Origin of the sequence: Pseudoduganella chitinolytica (genome assembly GCF_029028125.1) — a bacterium.
Taxonomy (GTDB): domain Bacteria; phylum Pseudomonadota; class Gammaproteobacteria; order Burkholderiales; family Burkholderiaceae_D; genus Rugamonas; species Rugamonas chitinolytica.
Window position 1 is genome coordinate 193,235 of sequence record NZ_CP119083.1, and the last position, 15,878, is coordinate 209,112.

At 65.5% G+C, this 15,878-nt stretch carries 15 protein-coding genes; 8 read left to right on the forward strand and 7 right to left on the reverse strand.

Translation table 11 applies throughout. The features are described from left to right. Positions 1-47 precede the first annotated feature (47 nt). Positions 48-545: a pyridoxamine 5'-phosphate oxidase family protein gene (locus PX653_RS00840; RefSeq protein ID WP_277416078.1), complete on the reverse strand. Its 498-nt coding sequence runs from the start codon at positions 543-545 to the stop codon at positions 48-50. Between the two features lie 177 nt (positions 546-722). Here PX653_RS00840 and PX653_RS00845 point away from each other — a divergent pair, with 177 nt between their 5' ends. From PX653_RS00845 to PX653_RS00870, 6 genes are all read left to right on the forward strand, one after another. Next, positions 723-1,385: a PepSY-associated TM helix domain-containing protein gene (locus PX653_RS00845; protein WP_277416079.1), complete on the forward strand. Its 663-nt coding sequence runs from the start codon at positions 723-725 to the stop codon at positions 1,383-1,385. 27 nt (positions 1,386-1,412) lie between these two features. Beyond that, positions 1,413-1,928: a DUF2271 domain-containing protein gene (locus tag PX653_RS00850; protein ID WP_277416080.1), complete on the forward strand. Its 516-nt coding sequence runs from the start codon at positions 1,413-1,415 to the stop codon at positions 1,926-1,928. An 8-nt stretch (positions 1,929-1,936) separates the two neighbouring features. Then, a complete protein-coding gene (locus PX653_RS00855; RefSeq protein ID WP_277416081.1) occupies positions 1,937-2,755 on the forward strand; it encodes a DUF4198 domain-containing protein in 819 nt (272 codons plus the stop codon). A gap of 2 nt (positions 2,756-2,757) precedes the next feature. Further along, positions 2,758-3,759, forward strand: coding sequence for an FAD:protein FMN transferase (locus tag PX653_RS00860; RefSeq protein ID WP_277416082.1), 1,002 nt, complete (start codon positions 2,758-2,760; stop codon positions 3,757-3,759). A 13-nt stretch (positions 3,760-3,772) separates the two neighbouring features. Next, on the forward strand, positions 3,773-5,128 hold the full coding sequence (locus PX653_RS00865; protein ID WP_277416083.1) for a sulfite reductase subunit alpha: 1,356 nt from the start codon (positions 3,773-3,775) through the stop codon (positions 5,126-5,128). Positions 5,129-5,346: 218 nt separating this feature from the next. Continuing rightward, positions 5,347-8,097: a TonB-dependent receptor gene (locus PX653_RS00870; protein WP_277416084.1), complete on the forward strand. Its 2,751-nt coding sequence runs from the start codon at positions 5,347-5,349 to the stop codon at positions 8,095-8,097. 69 nt (positions 8,098-8,166) lie between these two features. Here PX653_RS00870 and PX653_RS00875 read toward each other — a convergent pair whose 3' ends face one another. The 6 genes from PX653_RS00875 to PX653_RS00900 form a co-directional block, all read right to left on the reverse strand. Further along, positions 8,167-9,360 (reverse strand): DUF2325 domain-containing protein, encoded by a 1,194-nt coding sequence (locus tag PX653_RS00875; RefSeq protein WP_277416085.1) that lies wholly within the window; start codon positions 9,358-9,360, stop codon positions 8,167-8,169. 3 nt (positions 9,361-9,363) lie between these two features. Next, on the reverse strand, positions 9,364-9,696 hold the full coding sequence (locus PX653_RS00880; protein WP_277416086.1) for a hypothetical protein: 333 nt from the start codon (positions 9,694-9,696) through the stop codon (positions 9,364-9,366). 75 nt (positions 9,697-9,771) lie between these two features. Then, a complete protein-coding gene (gene hemP, locus PX653_RS00885; protein ID WP_277416087.1) occupies positions 9,772-9,960 on the reverse strand; it encodes a hemin uptake protein HemP in 189 nt (62 codons plus the stop codon). A 379-nt stretch (positions 9,961-10,339) separates the two neighbouring features. Further along, entirely contained in the window at positions 10,340-11,164 is an 825-nt protein-coding gene (locus PX653_RS00890) for a Crp/Fnr family transcriptional regulator (protein ID WP_277418676.1), read from the reverse strand. A 368-nt stretch (positions 11,165-11,532) separates the two neighbouring features. Beyond that, on the reverse strand, positions 11,533-12,177 hold the full coding sequence (locus PX653_RS00895; protein ID WP_107143331.1) for a response regulator: 645 nt from the start codon (positions 12,175-12,177) through the stop codon (positions 11,533-11,535). A 90-nt stretch (positions 12,178-12,267) separates the two neighbouring features. Next, a complete protein-coding gene (locus PX653_RS00900) occupies positions 12,268-12,732 on the reverse strand; it encodes a universal stress protein (RefSeq protein WP_277416088.1) in 465 nt (154 codons plus the stop codon). 370 nt (positions 12,733-13,102) lie between these two features. Here PX653_RS00900 and PX653_RS00905 point away from each other — a divergent pair, with 370 nt between their 5' ends. Both PX653_RS00905 and PX653_RS00910 read left to right on the forward strand, forming a co-directional pair. Then, the gene (locus PX653_RS00905) at positions 13,103-13,954 is read left to right on the forward strand and encodes a protein phosphatase CheZ (RefSeq protein WP_277416089.1); all 852 of its coding nucleotides are present in this window, start codon (positions 13,103-13,105) and stop codon (positions 13,952-13,954) included. Beyond that, a complete protein-coding gene (locus tag PX653_RS00910) occupies positions 13,954-15,873 on the forward strand; it encodes a chemotaxis protein CheA (RefSeq protein WP_277416090.1) in 1,920 nt (639 codons plus the stop codon). The genes PX653_RS00905 and PX653_RS00910 overlap by 1 nt, the downstream gene beginning before the upstream one ends. Positions 15,874-15,878: the final 5 nt, after the last annotated feature.

Here is a 15,878-nt window from a genome sequence, read left to right on the forward strand (position 1 = left end):
GAAAATCCGCCAGCTGGCGGATTTTTTTTTGGCACCGGGGGTTTCGATCAATGCCCCAGGTGCTTGTGCTCGCCGACATTGGTCGGCCGCTTGCCGGTGATGGCCGCCTTGGCCATCCCGAACAGGCTCACCATCTTGCTGTTGCCCGTGTCCCAGTACTCGGCCGACTGGATCTGCACCTCCAGCAGTGCCAGGTGCGGGTCGTCCAGTCCTTCCGGGAACCAGGCCTTGACGGACGGCTTCCACAACTGTTCCATCTTGGCGCGGTCCCGTACCAGGCTCGCCCGGCCAGCGATCGAGACATACAGGTGATCGTCGACATCGGCAAAGCTGACGTTGACGGACGGGTTGTTCAGCAGGTGCGTGGTGAACTCCTCCTCGTCCGATACGAAGAACCACATCGTGCCGGCCTCGTCGATCTGCTGCAAGGTCAGCGGACGGCTCGTCATGCGGTGCTCGTCGTCGCTGGTCGTAAACATGCCGAACTTGACGTCCTTGACGCGTTTCGTCAGGTCGTCCAGTTCGTCCTTGGTAAATATCGTCATCATGGCCTCCTGTGCTTGTCCAGAACAAAGCCCGACGATACGCGACACCCCGCCCAGCCTCTGTACGCTGGCGTACACCGGAATTGTATCCACGGCTGTTACATAATTGACTCCGCAAATGATAATCATTATCATCTGATGATTCACATAAATGCCGGCAGCCGGAAGCAGATCAAATTGAGCAATGACGTCAACCCAGCCCAGGCGGCCGCCAGCACCGCCCGCGCCAGCCGCGCCGTGTGGCTGAAGCAGCTGCATCAATGGCACTGGATCAGCTCCGCGCTGTGCCTGCTGGGCATGTTCCTGTTCAGTATCACCGGCATCACCCTGAACCATGCGTCGCAGATCGAGGCCAAGCCCACCATCGTGCGCAAGGAAGCCACGGCCCCTGCGGCACTGGTGGCGCAGCTGAAGACGTTCGCCGCACAACATGACGGCGCCAAGGCACCGCTGCCCGCCGCCGCCGAGGACTGGCTGCTGGCCACCTGGTCGGTCAAGGCGGGCGGGCGCGCGGCCGAATGGTCGGCGGACGAAGTCTACCTGCCAATGCCGAAGGCGGGCGGCGACGCCTGGGTGCGCGTCGGCCTGGAAGACGGCGCCGCCGAATTCGAGAACACGGATCGCGGCTGGATCTCCTGGCTCAACGACGTCCACAAGGGTCGCAATACCGGCACCGCGTGGAACTGGTTCATCGACATCTTCGCCGGCGCCTGCCTCGTGTTCTGCCTCACCGGTCTGTTGATCCTCAAGTTCCATGCCGCGAACCGGCCGTTCACGTGGCCGATGGTCGGCCTCGGGATACTGGTTCCCGCTGTTATCGCACTGCTGTTCATTCATTAATCACGTATTCGTCACGATAGGCACACCATGAAATTACGCTACTCCATCGCGCTCAGCATCCCGCTGTTCAGTGCATCGGCGATGGCGGCCGACCTGGCCATCAAGCTCGATATCCCGCAACTGAACGTGGCCGAGTACCACAAGCCGTATATCGCCGCGTGGATGGAAAACGCGGACCAGAAGGTCGTTGCCAACCTGGCCGTGCTGTACGACACGAAGAAGAAGGACAACGCGGGGACCAAGTGGGTCAAGGACATGCGCCAGTGGTGGCGCAAGACGGGGCGCGACCTGACCCTGCCGCTCGATGGCGTTTCCGGCGCCACGCGCGCCCCGGGCGAGCATACGCTGACGTTCCCCGTCGCCAAGGAAGCATTGAACAAGCTGCCGGCCGGCCAGTACCAACTGGTGGTGGAAGCCGCGCGCGAGGCGGGCGGCCGCGAACTGGTCAAGGTGCCGGTGGCATGGCCGCCGAAGTCGGCGCAGGAGTTCTCCGCCAAGGGCAAGGAAGAACTGGGTAACGTCGTCGTGCAGGTCAAACCTTAAGGACAGCCATGAAACTCACGAAAACACTGGTCGCGCTGGCACTGGCCGGCGCCACGTTCGGCGCGCATGCGCACAAGCCATGGCTGCTGCCATCGTCCACGCTGGTCGAGGCGAAGGAGCCGTGGGTGACCGTCGACGCGGCCATCTCGGAAGGCCTGTTCGACATCGACCACGTGCCGTTGAAGCTGGACGGCATCCAGATCACGGGCCCGGACGGCGCCGCCATCACGCCGCAGAACGCCACCACCGGCAAGCTGCGCAGCACCTTCGACGTGAAGATGCCGAAGAACGGCACCTACCGCATCGCCCTGGTGTCGCAAACCGCCTTCGCCAGCTGGAAGGCGAACGGCGAGACGAAGCGCTGGCGCGGCCTGGAGGCGAACCTGGCGAAGGAAGTGCCGGCCAACGCGGAAGAGCTGAAGGTCAGCCGTACCACCAGCCGCCTGGAGACGTTCGTCAGCGCCAACGAGCCGGATAACGCCGTCTTCAAGCCGACCGGCAAGGGCCTGGAACTGGTGCCCGTCACGCATCCGAACGACATGCGCGCCGGCGAGAAGGCCACGTGGCGCTTCCTGCTGGACGGCAAACCTGCCGCCAACCAGGCCTTCAGCCTGATTCCGGGCGGGGTGCGCTATCGCGGCACCCTGGGCGAGATCCGCCAGAGCACCGATGCCAAGGGCGAGATCACGTTTACGATCCCGGCCGCCGGCATGTACCTGGTCAGCAGCACCTGGCCGGCCGCCGCGCCTGCGCAACCGGGCCAGCCGCCGCAGATGCCGCCGCAGCGCGTGACCTACGCGGCCACCGTCGAAGTGCTGCCGCAGTAAGCATGCGCCGGGTCCTGCTGCCGCACGCGATCTCGTCCGCGCCGCTGCCCGCCGGCGGCGCCATCGCCGACTATCGCGGCACCAGCATGGGCACCAGCTGGTCGGCGCGGGTCGTGGGTGGGCCGGCCGGCCTGGACCTGCGGCAGGCGCTGCAGGCCGAACTCGATCTCGTCGTCGCGCAGATGAGCCACTGGGAGGCGGGCTCTGACCTGGGGCGCTTCAACCGCGCCCCGGCCGGCACCTGGCACGAACTTCCCGCTGAATTTTTCGAGGTGCTGGCGTTCGCGCTGGAGGTGTGCGAAGCGTCGGGCGGCGCCTGCGATCCGTGCGCGGGCGCGCTCGTCAACCTGTGGGGCTTCGGCCCTGCGAACCGCTACGACGAACCCGGCTTCGTGCCGCCCACGCCCGCACAGGTGCAGGCGGTGCTGGCGCGGCGTGCCCACGTGCGCCTCGATCCGCCCACGCGGCGCGCGTGGCAGCCGGGTGGCCTACAGCTCGACCTGTCGGCCATCGCCAAGGGCTACGCCGTCGACCGGCTGGCCCTGTGCCTGGAGCGCCACGGCAGCGCCGATTACCTCGTGGAGGTGGGCGGCGAACTGCGCGGCGGCGGCTTCAAGCCGGACGGCCAGCCGTGGTGGGTGGCGCTGGAGCAGCCTGCCGATCTCCCAGCCGGCGACGACGACATCGTCGTCGCCCTGCACGGCCTGGCCATCGCCACGTCGGGCGACTACCGCCGCTACTTCCACGATGCGGCCGGGCGCCGGCCGCACACCATCGATCCCCGCACCGGCATGCCGATCGACAGCGGCATCGCTTCCGTCACCGTCGTCGCCGCCAGCTGCATGGCGGCCGATGCGTGGTCGACGGCATTGACGGTGCTGGGCGTCGAGGCGGGCCTGCAACTGGCCGAACGGCGCGGCCTCGCCGCACGATTCCTCACGCGCCAGGGCGACGGCACGCTGCGCGAAGCCACCAGCAGCGCCTTTGCGGCGATGCTCGACTGACCAGGTCCATGCCGTGACCGATATCGTCACCCACGACACCACCCGGCTGGCGCTGACGGCGGCCGGCTTCGTCGCCTATGGCCTCACCTGCCTGGTGCCCTGGCTGCGTGCGCGCCGCAAGCGTGCCGGGCAAGCCGGCGCCGGGACGGAAGGCTGGATCGTCGCCCACGCCAGCCAGACGGGCAACGGCGCCGAGCTGGCCGAGCAGACCGCCGCCACGTTGCGGCTGGCCGGCATCGGCGTGCGCGTGTGCGAGTTGTCCGACCTGACGCAGCAGGTGCTGCAAGGGACCGAGCGCATCCTGTTCGTCGTCAGCACGTATGGCGAAGGTGACGCGCCCGATGCCGGTGCCGGCTTCGCGGGCCGCCTGATGACGCGCCGGCTGGCACTGCCGCACCTGCATTACGCCGTGCTGGCGCTGGGCGATCGCGCCTACACGCAGTTCTGCGGCTTCGGCCGCGCGCTCGATGCCTGGCTGCGCGAGCAGGGCGCGCAGCCGCTGTTCGATCGCATCGAGGTGGATCGCAGCTCGGCACAGGCCATCGGCCAGTGGCGCCAGCAACTGAGCCACCTGGCCGGTACCAGCGATGCGCCCGACTGGAGCGCGCCGGCCTTCGCGCCGTGGCGCCTGGCCGCGCGCCGCCAGCTCAATGCCGGCAGCGCGGGGGCACCCGTGTATCACGTCGAGCTGGTGCCGGTGGAGGGCGCGCTGCCGCCATGGCAGTCCGGCGACCTGGTGCAGGTGGCCGCGCCGGGCGACCCGGAGCGGCCGCGCGAATATTCGATCGCCTCGGTGCCCGCGGACGGCCGGGTGCACCTGCTGGTGCGGCTGCACCGCCATGGCGACGGCAGCACCGGCGTGGCATCGGGCTGGCTGTGCGAGCAGGCCAAGATCGGCGCGACCGTGGCGCTGCGGCTGCGCCAGCACCGCCGCTTCCGGCTGGAAGAGAATGCCGCCCGTCCCCTGGTCCTGGTCGGCAACGGCAGCGGCATCGCCGGCTTGCGTGGGCACCTGCGCGCCCGTATCCAGGCGGGGCAGGGCCGCAACTGGCTGCTGTTCGGCGAACGCAATGCGCTGCACGACCTGCACTACGGCCAGGAGCTGCATGCGTGGCACGAAGCGGGCATGCTGGAGCGGCTCGACCTGGCATTCTCGCGCGACCAGCCGGAGCGCGTTTACGTGCAGGATGTCCTGCGGCGCCAGGCCCCGGCGTTGGCAGAGTGGGTGCGGCAGGGCGCGGCGATCTATGTGTGCGGCAGCCTGGACGGGATGGCCGGCGGCGTCGACGCGGCACTGCGCGACATCTTCGGTGCGGACCAGGTCGAAGCGCTGGCCGCCCAGGGCCGCTATCGCCGCGATGTATATTAAATGTCTCGAAAAACCAACAAGATTGCGTCCGCGCGCCAAATATAGTTCAGTTTCCGATATGTCTTCCGAAGAATATCCGTTTCTGCGGGCATATTTGTACATTCCGATAATTTTCGTAACAAAACCGTAAAAGCCCCATTCGTTGCTCCTCCATAATATGTACAGATGAGCTGATGCCAAGCACGGCACATCGTGACTACATAAAACAGGAGCATTGAATGGTGTTGCAACAGAAAATTGGTGTCCGCTCCGTGCGGCTGGCGCTGGGCGTACTGGCGGGTTCCGCAATGCTGACGGGTTACGCAGGTGCGCAGGAACAGCAGATCCAGCGCGTCGAAATCACCGGTTCGGCAATCAAGCGGATTGCCGCCGAAACCGCGCTGCCGGTGCAGCGCCTGTCGGCCGAGACCATCGCGCGCACGGGTGCCACCAACGTCGCCGAACTGATCCAGACCTTGCCCGCAATGCAGGGCTTCACCGTCGACGCCATCGCCGCCGGTACCGATTCGGGCGGCCGCGTGTCGGCTTCGATCCACGGCATCGGTGAAGACTACACGCTGGTCCTCCTGAATGGCCGCCGCCTGGCGCCGCAGGGCTCCGGCAGCACCGTCAACCTGAACGCCATTCCACTGTCCGCCATCGAGCGCGTCGAGATCCTGACCGACGGCGCTTCCGCGCTGTACGGCTCGGACGCTATCGGCGGCGTGATGAACTTCATCCTGAAGGACAATGTCCAGAACTTCAGCGTCGAAGCCAGCTACAGCCAGCCGGGCGAAAGCCACGCCGGCCGCCAGCAGAACATCAGCATCACGGGTGGCTACGGCGACCTGGAAGCCGACCGCTTCAACATCATGGCGTCGTACCGCCATGACGAGCGCGTGCAGATGAAGGCGACCGACCGCGACTTCGCCAAGACGGCCTACGTCCCGTTCAGCCACAACGGCACCAACTACATCTACGACCGTACCAGCGCGGCGACCGTGCCGGCCAACGTGTCGCTCACGTTCAACGATGCCAAGATCGCGCCGATCGGCTTCTCGCCGTACCTGAAGAAGAACGGCGCCTGCCCGACGCTGAACTTCGAGAGCCTGGCCAACACGGCCACCACGCAGAACTGCGCCTTCGACTTCGTGTCGACGATCGAGATCGTCCCGCAAAGCAAGCGCGACGCGTTCTTCACGCGCGGTTCCTACCGCCTGACCGACAACGTGCGCCTGTTCGCCGAAGCGGCCCTGACGCGCCTGGACCTGACGGCCCGTATCGCGCCGAACACGGCACCGTTCACGATCGCGACGAACTCGGAAATGTACCGCACCAACGTGCTGCCGTACCTGACGCCGGCGCAGGCCGCCAGCGTCAAGTCCGTGTCGGGCAACTACCGCACGTACGACTGGGGTACGCGCGACAGCAACACCGTCACGGACTCGCAGCACTTCGTCGCCGGCGCCGAAGGCGACGTGGCAGGCTGGAGCTTCAACACGGGCCTGACCTGGTCGCGCAACAAGTTCGAGGAAAGCTACGTCGGCGGCTACGCGCTGAACAAGGAATTCCGCGCGATGCTGGCGAACCGTTCGTTCGACCCGTTCGCGCCGATCGGCGCGCAGAGCGCCGCCACCCAGGAACTGATCAAGAATTCGATCTTCCACGGCACGGTGCGCAGCGCCTCGACGACGCTGAAGGGCATCGATGGCCATGCATCGCGTGAACTGTTCGACCTGGCCGGCGGCAAGGCCCAGGTTGCCGTCGGCGCCGACTATCGCCAGTACCACTACGAGCAGTCGCCATCCGCCGAAGCGGCCGCCGGCCTGGTGTACAACCTGAACCCGGCACCGGCCTACGACCTGGCACGCGACAACTACGGCGCCTTCTTCGAACTGGCCGCCCCGGTCCTGAAGTCGCTGGAACTGACCGCCGCCGGCCGTTACGACGTCATCACGGCCGTCGACAACGGCATCACCGGCAAGAAGATGGGCAACAAGGAATCCGCGTCCACCTACAAGCTGAGCGCGCGCTGGACGCCGATCTCGACCGTGCTGGTGCGCGGTTCGTACGGCACCGGCTTCAAGGCCCCGAGCATGCTCGACATCGGCCAGCCGCTGGTCAATGCCGGCTTCACGTCGGGCAGCTACGCGTGCCCGATCCCGGACGCCAACCTGTGCCGCCCCGGCAGCTCGCAATACAACGTGGTCTCGGGCGGCAACGAGAACCTGAGCCCCGAGAAATCCAAGCAGTACACGGTGGGCGTGCGCTGGGAGCCGAACAAGACGTTCGTGATCGGCGCCGACCTGTGGGACGTGCGCATGCGCGACAAGGTGTCGAACATCAGCGAACAGCAGATCTTCGGCGACCCGGTCACGTTCCGCGACCTGTTCACCACGTACACGGAACCGGCAACGGGCAACACGTACTGGGCGCAGAAGCAGCTGTCGATCAACATCGGCCAGACGCACTACCGCGGCGTCGACTGGGATACGACGGTCACGAACCGCTTCGGCTTCGGCAAGCTGACGTCCACGCTGGGCGGCACCTACCTGCTGAAGGCCGACTACACCAAGGCCGGCACGAAGGATGACTGGACGAGCAACCTGAACATCTTCGGTACCGACAACAACGTCGCCTTCCGCCACATCGTGCGCCTGTCGACGACGCTGGAAACGGGTGCGTTCACCAACGGCCTGATCGTCAACTACCGCAACGGTTATACCGATGCGCTGGCTACCGTGCGTAACCTGACGACCAACAAGAACGAGTCGCTGCGCCTGGACGTGCCGTCGTTCCTGACGATCGACTGGCAAGGCCGCTGGGCCATCACGAAGCAGGCTTCGCTGCGCGCCGGCGTGAAGAACCTGGCCGACCGCACGCCGCCGTTCTCGCTGCGCAGCTCGTCGGGCCACCAGGTCGGCTTCGACCCGCGCTACGCGGACCCGATGGGCCGTACGTTCTACCTGACCGGCAACTACAACTTCTAAGCTGCCGTCCAGTAAAAATCCCCGCACGCCTTGGCGTTGCGGGGTTTTTTTTTTAACCCTTGGGGTCTCCTAAGCTTCGTGCAATTCCTGCAGCCCCCGTTGCAGGCTCGAGATGCTGGGGTTGTCGATGAAGACGCAGCGCTTGCCCGTGCGCTTGCAGAAATCCTTCACGCGCCAGTAGGCGCTGTGGCTGATGCAACCGGTCTGGCAGATCACCAGGTCGGCCGCGGCCAGGCTCGCTTCCAGCTTGCCGGCGTTGTCTTCCAGGCCGCCGTCGTGGTGCGCGAACTGCGCGCCCGCTTTTTCGATCATCGCCCGGTAGGTGGCCACGTTGCCGCTGCGCCCACCCACGCACAGCACGCTGCGTTCGGCCAGCCGGATCGGCAGGCGGATGATGTGTTCCACCACGGCGGGCACTGCCGCTGGCTCCTGCGCCGGTGCGGACGGCGTCGCGGCCTCCAGCTGGGCCTGGGCTTCCAGCAGTTGCTTGCGCAGGTCCGCGATCTGGCCGCGCAGCGCCCGTTCCCGCTCGTCCGTCTGGGCCAGCCGGTGCGCCAGCCGCTCGCGCGTTTCCAGGCCGGGGATGGCGTTGCGCAGTTGTTCCAGTTCCGTGCGCAGCGAGTCGACGATGCTGTCGCGTCCCACCAGCTGGGCCCGCAGTTGCATCAGGGCGGCCGCGTGCCTGTCCTGTTCCGCCGTGCGTTCCAGCTGCATGGCCGCGTTGCGCTGCTGCAGCTTCGCCAGCTCCCGCGCGAGGCTCGCGTTCTCGTCGACGATGGTGTTGAAGCGCTGCAGGTCCGCGCGCGTGCAGGCGCCAGCCTGGTGCTGGATCATGTGCAGGTCGCGGCACATCCTCTCTTCCAGTTCCGGCGCGCAGCGCGGGTGGCTGAGGCCGGCCCAGAACGCGCCGGCCACGTCGCCGCTCGCGACCGCGCCCTGCCACAGCTCGGCCAGCTGTTCGGTCGTGCGCGCTGTGCGGAACCTTGCGATGACGGGCGCAAAGCGACGTTCCAGTTCCTTTTGCACGGCTTCGGACAAGCGGTTGCGCGTGCCGCATTCGCTGACGGCTCCCACGTGCACCTCGTAGTCGTCGGCCAGCACCTTGCCGCCCGCGACCTTGCCGACCAGCTTGCGCAGCGCGCCCAGCGGGATGCAGACGCCGATCAGCGGGCAATGGCACGTATGCGACAGCTCCCAGATGCGGCGCCGGCGTGAGGTTTGCGTGGCTTCCGCCGGCAGGGCGATCGGATGTTTGTCGCACATGGTTTATGCCACCTGCGGCGCGGTACGGCCCCGTCCCATGATGCGGCTGAGGAAGCCTTCTTCCTTTGCCTGCACCGGCGGCAGCGAGCGCTCGACGATCCCGGCCCATTGTTCGGACAGTTGCTGGCACGTGGCGGCCAGCACCGGCGCCATGCCGGGCAGGCTGGACAGTGCCTTCAGGTGCCGTTCGATGACGGCCGCCAGCTTCACGCAGGCGGAGCCTTCGCTGGCCGTGTAGTGCGACATCAGGTGCAGCACGGCCGACAGCATCAGCTCGGGCTGGGCGCCGCCGGCGGCGGGGGCCAGGTAGATCGGATCAGTATGGTCGATAGCCATTCGGGACTCTCCTCGGGACGGTGGCTGGCTACCGGGACGGTTGGCTGGCTGCGGTGGGGTGTGGCGTGGGACGGATCAGGCGGTCAGGATCAGTTTGTTCAGCTGGGTGATGCGCAGGCGATAGATGCGGCCCGCGTGTTCGATCTCCACTTCGCGGCGGTCCTGCATCAGGCCGGCAGTGGTGAAGCGCTGGACCGGCTGGGGCTGGCGCGCGGCAGGTTGGGTGGCGGTGGCCGGAGCGGCGGGCAAGGTCGAAGTCTGCATGGTGGTTGGCCTTAAATAAGAATGATTCGCATTTGCATTATTGGATAGTGCTGCCGAAAATGCAAGCGGTTTTTGTGCATCCTGTGCGGGTCCGGAACGAACGGCGCGCCCCGGAAATCGGGGACAGCCTCCAAAGAATCGGGGACAGCCTCCGATATGTTCGGTGGACGGCACGGCCGTAATCGGAGGCTGTCCCCATTTGGGGCCGTAATCGGAGGCTGTCCCCATTTGGGAAAGCAGGGCAGCCCGGAATTTGTGCGGGTGGACGGCAGGGCCGTCATTGAAGGCTGTCCCCGATTCGGCAGTAAACACCGACCAGGCAAAAAAAGAGACCCGCCGAGGCGGGTCAAAGCTGGGTGAGGAACGAGGGCGCGGCGCTTCAGACGGCAGCCATCAGCTCGACCGACGGGCCGGTGGACGGTGCCGCCGGCTCCGTGGCGGCGGCGGCAGCAGCGGCTTTGCGATTGGCGCTGCTCTTTGCCCGCGAACGGGAGGGCGGCAGGCGGCGCAGCGTTTTCAGGGCATCGGGATCCTTGATGCCGATGGTGCGCTGGTCGACGGTGATCAGGCCGATTTCGTTGAACGCGGACAAAGTACGGCTGACGGTTTCCAGCGTCAGGCCCAGGTAGCTGCCGATCTCGTGGCGGGTCATGCGCAGGTTGAACAGTTTGCTGGAATAGCCCATCTGCGCAAAGCGGTCGGCCAGCGAAACGAGGAAGCGGGCCACGCGTGCTTCCGCGCTGAGGGCGCCCAGCATGCCGATCATGGCCTGTTCGCGTACCAGCTCGCGGCTCATCACGCCGTACATCATGTTTTCCAGTTCAAGGTGGACACGGCCCAGGGCCGTCAGCTTCTTGAATGGCAGCAGGATCAGGTCGCAGTCGGACAGCGCCACGGCTTCGGACGCATACTGGCGGCTGTGGATACCGTCCACGCCCAGCATGTCGCCCTTCATCGGGAAGCTCAGCACCTGTTCGTTGCCGAACTCGTCGATCAGGACGGTTTTCAGGAAGCCGGAGTTGACGATATACAGCGTGTCGAACGGCTGGCCGATGGTGTGGATCCGCTGGCCCGTCTTGAACTGCACGTGCTGGAACAGCAGCTCCTCCGACTGGATCGTGCACGCCGACGGGATATGCAGCAGGTCGCAGACCTCCTTGAGGTTCGACCATAGCCGGCCCTGGCGCTGGCGTCCCGCTTCCATGGCGGGCGAGTGGGCGGCCGAGGCGGCGGCACGATTTTCGGATATATGCGTTGGGAGCATGCGGATCTCCTGGTTTGGACAATGAATTTTGGCTATTCGGATAACAAACCAGAAAGGCATGAACGTTTTTCGGCTTGTCGGCTACCAGCGGTTCGCTTGTCGCACCACTTGTCGAGCTTGTCGGTGGATGCGAAGCAACTTCACTGGGATGGTTTCAGTATGCCAACAGGCCCGAGCGAAAAACATCGGTAATGCGCTGAATATGCCGTAGGACACGGCGGGGAGTTGTAGGAATACTCCTACCAGGAAGACCCGCTTCTCAGAGGAGAGCGGGCCATTGCGGACCGTCTGACACGGGCTGAAATAGTTCAGGCCTTGAATGGCGAAAGTAGCTTATGCGCAACTGCGTACTGCACCATCTCGGAAAGCGACGTCATTCCCATTTTCTGCATGATACGCGTTTTGTGCGTACTGACCGTTTTCACGGACAGATGCAGGTTGTTGGCGATTTCCGTGATCGACTTGCCGGAAACGAGCAGGGAGAACACCTCGAACTCGCGGTCGGACAACTGCTTGTGCAGCAGCGTCTCGTTCGGCATCATGATGTTCAAGGCCAGCTGCTCGGCCACCTCGGTACTGATATAAGGCCGGCCCGACGCGACCTTGCGGATCGCCCCTACCAGCTGGGTACCCGCGCTTTCCTTGGTCAGGTAGCCCTGGGCGCCGGCGCGGATGGCCCGCACGGCATACTGTTCCTCCTCGTGCATCGTCAGGATGAGGATCGCCAGCTTGGGCGCTTCGCTGCGGATCTGGCGGATCAGGTCGACGCCGCTGCGCCCCGGCATGGACAGGTCGAGCAGGAGCAGGTCGAACCCGCCCTGGCGCACATGCCGCAACACCTCGAAGCCGTCGACCGCCTCGCCCGTGATATCGATATCGGGGGCACCGTCGAGGATGCGCTTGAGTCCTTCGCGCATGATGGTGTGGTCGTCGGCGATGACTATTCTGATCATAGGTCTGGCTGTCGGTTTCTGGTGTTGCAACTATAACTGTGGAAAAAATGCCCGTATTGCGCAAACCCGTCGGCCGCACGCGCCGGCGGGTCAGTCGACCGGCTCCTGCAGCAAGCGGTGCACGAGCACGGGAATGCGCGAATGGGACAGCACCTTGTTCGTGACACTGCCCAGCAGCAGTTGGCCCCAGCCGCTGCGCCCATGCGAGCCGATGAAGATCAGGTCGCAGTGCTGCTGCTGCGCCACCTCGACGATTCTCAATGCCGCGCTTTCGGCGAATTCCGTCAGGCTGGTGCACGGCACGTTCTTGCGGGCACAGGCATCGACGATCGATTGCGTGTGCTCGCGGCCCGCGCGCAGCATCGCGGCACCGTACTCGGCTTCGCTTGGATAACTGGGCGGAATGATCTCCACATATATGGGATACTGGTATTCCGGCGCGACGAACAAGGCCAGCACTTCGGCCCCCATCTGCTGGGCAAACGACACGCCGGCACAAGCCGTCATGCGGGAAACTGCCGACCCGTCCGTCGTGATCAGGATTTTCCGGTACATCGTTGCCTCCGTGTTATCTACAGAGAGTCGGTCCAACGTGGCCATTGTAATCGGGTTTCACTCCCTTGTCTGGATGCAAAGATTTGATCTTTCTCAAGAGTAGATTAGACGGGGCGCAACGATGGAGTAAATGCCATCTTTGTTTATGACAAACGGCGTGCATAAATGCCAGCAGCCCAAATACAACACAAAGTCACCCTTTTGCTGCCGCCGCACATTTTTGCCCTGTCTTTGGCGAAACGGTGATTGAACAAGCAGGTTCGCCCCTGCTACACTCGCGGAAGTGCGTTAATATTGCCGAGCGTCATCATAAGTACCGCTACAGGCAGCGTTGACGGCAGCAATTTATTGATTATGGAGAAGCAGGGATATGACCGACGCCGCTGATGATTTCGACGCATTATTCGAGGAAGTGTCCGCGCAGCGCGCCAGCGCTCCCGCACCGGCCCCGGCCCCAGCGCCGGCTGCTGCAGCAGAAGACGACCTGGAAAGTCTGTTCGACGAGATCGCCTCGACGCGGCCTGCGGAAGCAGCGCCCGTCGGGGCCGCGGTAGTACCGGCTGCGCCGGCCTCTGCCGCACCCGCGCCCGCCGAAGGGGGCGACGGCCAGGCCAACGACGGCACGATGTTCGAGCGCCTGGGCGGCATCGTCCGCCTGTTGCACGACTCGCTGCGTGAACTGGGCTACGACAAGGCCCTGACGGAGGCCTCGAGCCAGATCATGGACGCGCAGGACCGCCTGGAATACGTGGCCACGCTGACGGAACAGGCCGCCAACAAGGTACTGAACACGCTGGACGACGGCATGCCGGCCCAGGACGTGCTGTCGAAGAAGTCAAAGGAAATGGAAGACCGCTGGGCCGCGCTGTTCGACGGCAAGCTCAGCATTGAAGAATTCAAGGTCCTGGCAGGCGACTCGCGCGCATTTGCCCAGGCAGTCTCCGAAGCCACCGAGGCCGAGAAGGCCCGCCTGCTGGAAATCATGATGGCCCAGGACTTCCAGGACATCACCGGCCAGCTGATCAAGAAGGTCGTGACGATCACCAAGACGGTGGAGCAGGAACTGGCGCAGCTGTTGAAGGACAATGCCCCGGCCGACAAGCGCGAGCGCATCGCGCAGAAGGAAGTGGAGAAAGTGGAATTGATGAGTGGCCCGTCGGCACCGACGGTAGCGCTGAGCCAGGACAGTGTGGACGATCTTCTTGCCGATCTGGGGTTCTAATGGACGATATGCTTAAAGAGTTCGTCGTCGAGGCGATGGACCTGGCGGTCAACGTCGAGGAGCACCTGCTGCGCCTCGAACGGGACCCCGACAACAAAGAAACGCTGAATGCGGTGTTCCGTTCGTTCCATACGATCAAGGGCGGCGCGGGCTTCATGAACCTGGGTGCGCTGGTCTCGGCCTGCCACCTGACGGAAAACCTGTTCGACGCCCTGCGGACCGGCGCCGCGCCGGTGACGCCGCTGTCGATCGAGGCGGCGCTGATGGCGTCCGGCTTCGTGGCCGACCAGCTGGCCGAACTGAACAACGGTGCCGCGCCGGAAAGCCTGCCGGCCATGCCGCCGGAGCTGGACAAGATCCTGACGGACGCGATCGAAGGCAAGGTGTCGTCGGCCAAGCCGGCCGCTGCCGCGCCGGCACCCGCCGCCGCGCCGGCACCCGCGCCAGCCCCTGTCGCTGTTGCCGCCACGCCGAAGGCCACGGCTTCCGCCGACGGCCTGGACTGGGAAGGCATGTATGAAGCCGTCATGCCGCCGGGTTCCGTAACCCGATCGGCAACGCCGGCCGTCGCAGCCCCGGCGCCTGCCGCCGCCGCGCCCGCCGCCGCCGCCGCAGCCCCGGCCGCCGCTGCGCCGGCCCCTGCCGCTGCCGTGCCGGCCGCGGAAGCCGCAGGCGGCAAGAAGTGGGATGGCGTCGAGCGCCGCGACGAAGCCAAGCCCGCGCATGCCGCGCCGGCCAAGGAAGAAAGCATCCGGATCGACGCGGTCAAGCTGGACGCGCTGCTGGAAGTGGCCGGCGAATCCGTGCAGGCCGCCAACCAGGCCGCCGTGCTGCTGGAACGCCTGCAGCAGTTCAAGTTCGAGGGCCAGGCCGCCACGTTGATGTCGGCACTGACGGAAACGCTGGAGCGCGCGTCGCGTTACTCGACCGAGCTGCAGCGCGCCACGCTGGCGACCCGCATGCAGCCGGTCGGCCGCCTGTTCCAGAAGTTCCCGCGCCTGGTGCGCGAGCTGGCGAAGGACCTGGGCAAGGAAGTCGAACTGGTCATCGAAGGTGCGGAAACGGAAGTGGACCGCGTCGTCGTCGACAGCCTGTACGATCCGCTCGTGCACATGCTGCGCAACGCGCTGGACCATGGCGTGGAAGGCCCGGATGCGCGCGTCGCCGCCGGCAAGAACCCGAAGGCGACCATCCTGCTCAAGGCATGGCAGGAAGCCAACAGCGTCATGATCGTGCTGCAGGACGACGGCAAGGGCATGGACCCGATCGCGCTGCGCAAGAAGGCGGCCGAGAAGGGCCTGATCTCGCCATCGGCCAACATGACGGACGACGAGTCGTACCAGCTGGTGTTCCTGCCGGGCTTCTCGACCAAGGAAGTGGCCTCGTCCGTGTCCGGCCGCGGCGTCGGCATGGACGTGGTGAAGACCGCCGTCGAGAAGAACCGCGGCGCGATCCACATCGAATCGATGCTGGGCAAGGGCACCAAGTTCGCCATCCGCCTGCCGATCGAGCTGTCGATCGTGCCGACGATGCTGGTGTCGACGTCGGGCGCGCTGCTGGCGCTGCCGATGGCGGTCGTCCAGCGCGTGGTCGAGCTGCCGGAGCAGTTCATGGAAGTGGGCGGCGCGCCCGTGCTGAAGGACCAGGGTCGTCCGCTGCCGGTGCGTTCGCTGGCCGGCGCGCTGGGTTACGAGCTGTCGCCGGAGCGCGTTGGCATCGTCATCAACTCGCCACAACCGTACATCCTGGCCGTCGGTGCCGTGGACGGCACCGCCGACCTCGTCATCAAGCCGATGACCGCCATCGCCGTCGAAGGCATCACGGGTACCGCCCGCTCCGCCGAAGGCGAGCTGGTGCTGGTCGTGGGTCTATCGTTCCTGATGGATGGTTGCAGGGGCGCGGTCCGCATGGCAGCATAAGCAAA

Coding starts and splice junctions, on each gene's coding strand:
- PX653_RS00840 (WP_277416078.1), bottom strand. CDS start 545: ATGACGATATTTACCAAGGACGAACTGGACGACCTGACGAAACGCGTC.
- PX653_RS00850 (WP_277416080.1), top strand. CDS start 1,413: ATGAAATTACGCTACTCCATCGCGCTCAGCATCCCGCTGTTCAGTGCA.
- PX653_RS00855 (WP_277416081.1), top strand. CDS start 1,937: ATGAAACTCACGAAAACACTGGTCGCGCTGGCACTGGCCGGCGCCACG.
- PX653_RS00860 (WP_277416082.1), top strand. CDS start 2,758: ATGCGCCGGGTCCTGCTGCCGCACGCGATCTCGTCCGCGCCGCTGCCC.
- PX653_RS00870 (WP_277416084.1), top strand. CDS start 5,347: ATGGTGTTGCAACAGAAAATTGGTGTCCGCTCCGTGCGGCTGGCGCTG.
- PX653_RS00875 (WP_277416085.1), bottom strand. CDS start 9,360: ATGTGCGACAAACATCCGATCGCCCTGCCGGCGGAAGCCACGCAAACC.
- PX653_RS00880 (WP_277416086.1), bottom strand. CDS start 9,696: ATGGCTATCGACCATACTGATCCGATCTACCTGGCCCCCGCCGCCGGC.
- hemP (WP_277416087.1), bottom strand. CDS start 9,960: ATGCAGACTTCGACCTTGCCCGCCGCTCCGGCCACCGCCACCCAACCT.
- PX653_RS00890 (WP_277418676.1), bottom strand. CDS start 11,164: ATGGAAGCGGGACGCCAGCGCCAGGGCCGGCTATGGTCGAACCTCAAG.
- PX653_RS00895 (WP_107143331.1), bottom strand. CDS start 12,177: ATGATCAGAATAGTCATCGCCGACGACCACACCATCATGCGCGAAGGA.
- PX653_RS00900 (WP_277416088.1), bottom strand. CDS start 12,732: ATGTACCGGAAAATCCTGATCACGACGGACGGGTCGGCAGTTTCCCGC.
- PX653_RS00905 (WP_277416089.1), top strand. CDS start 13,103: ATGACCGACGCCGCTGATGATTTCGACGCATTATTCGAGGAAGTGTCC.
- PX653_RS00910 (WP_277416090.1), top strand. CDS start 13,954: ATGGACGATATGCTTAAAGAGTTCGTCGTCGAGGCGATGGACCTGGCG.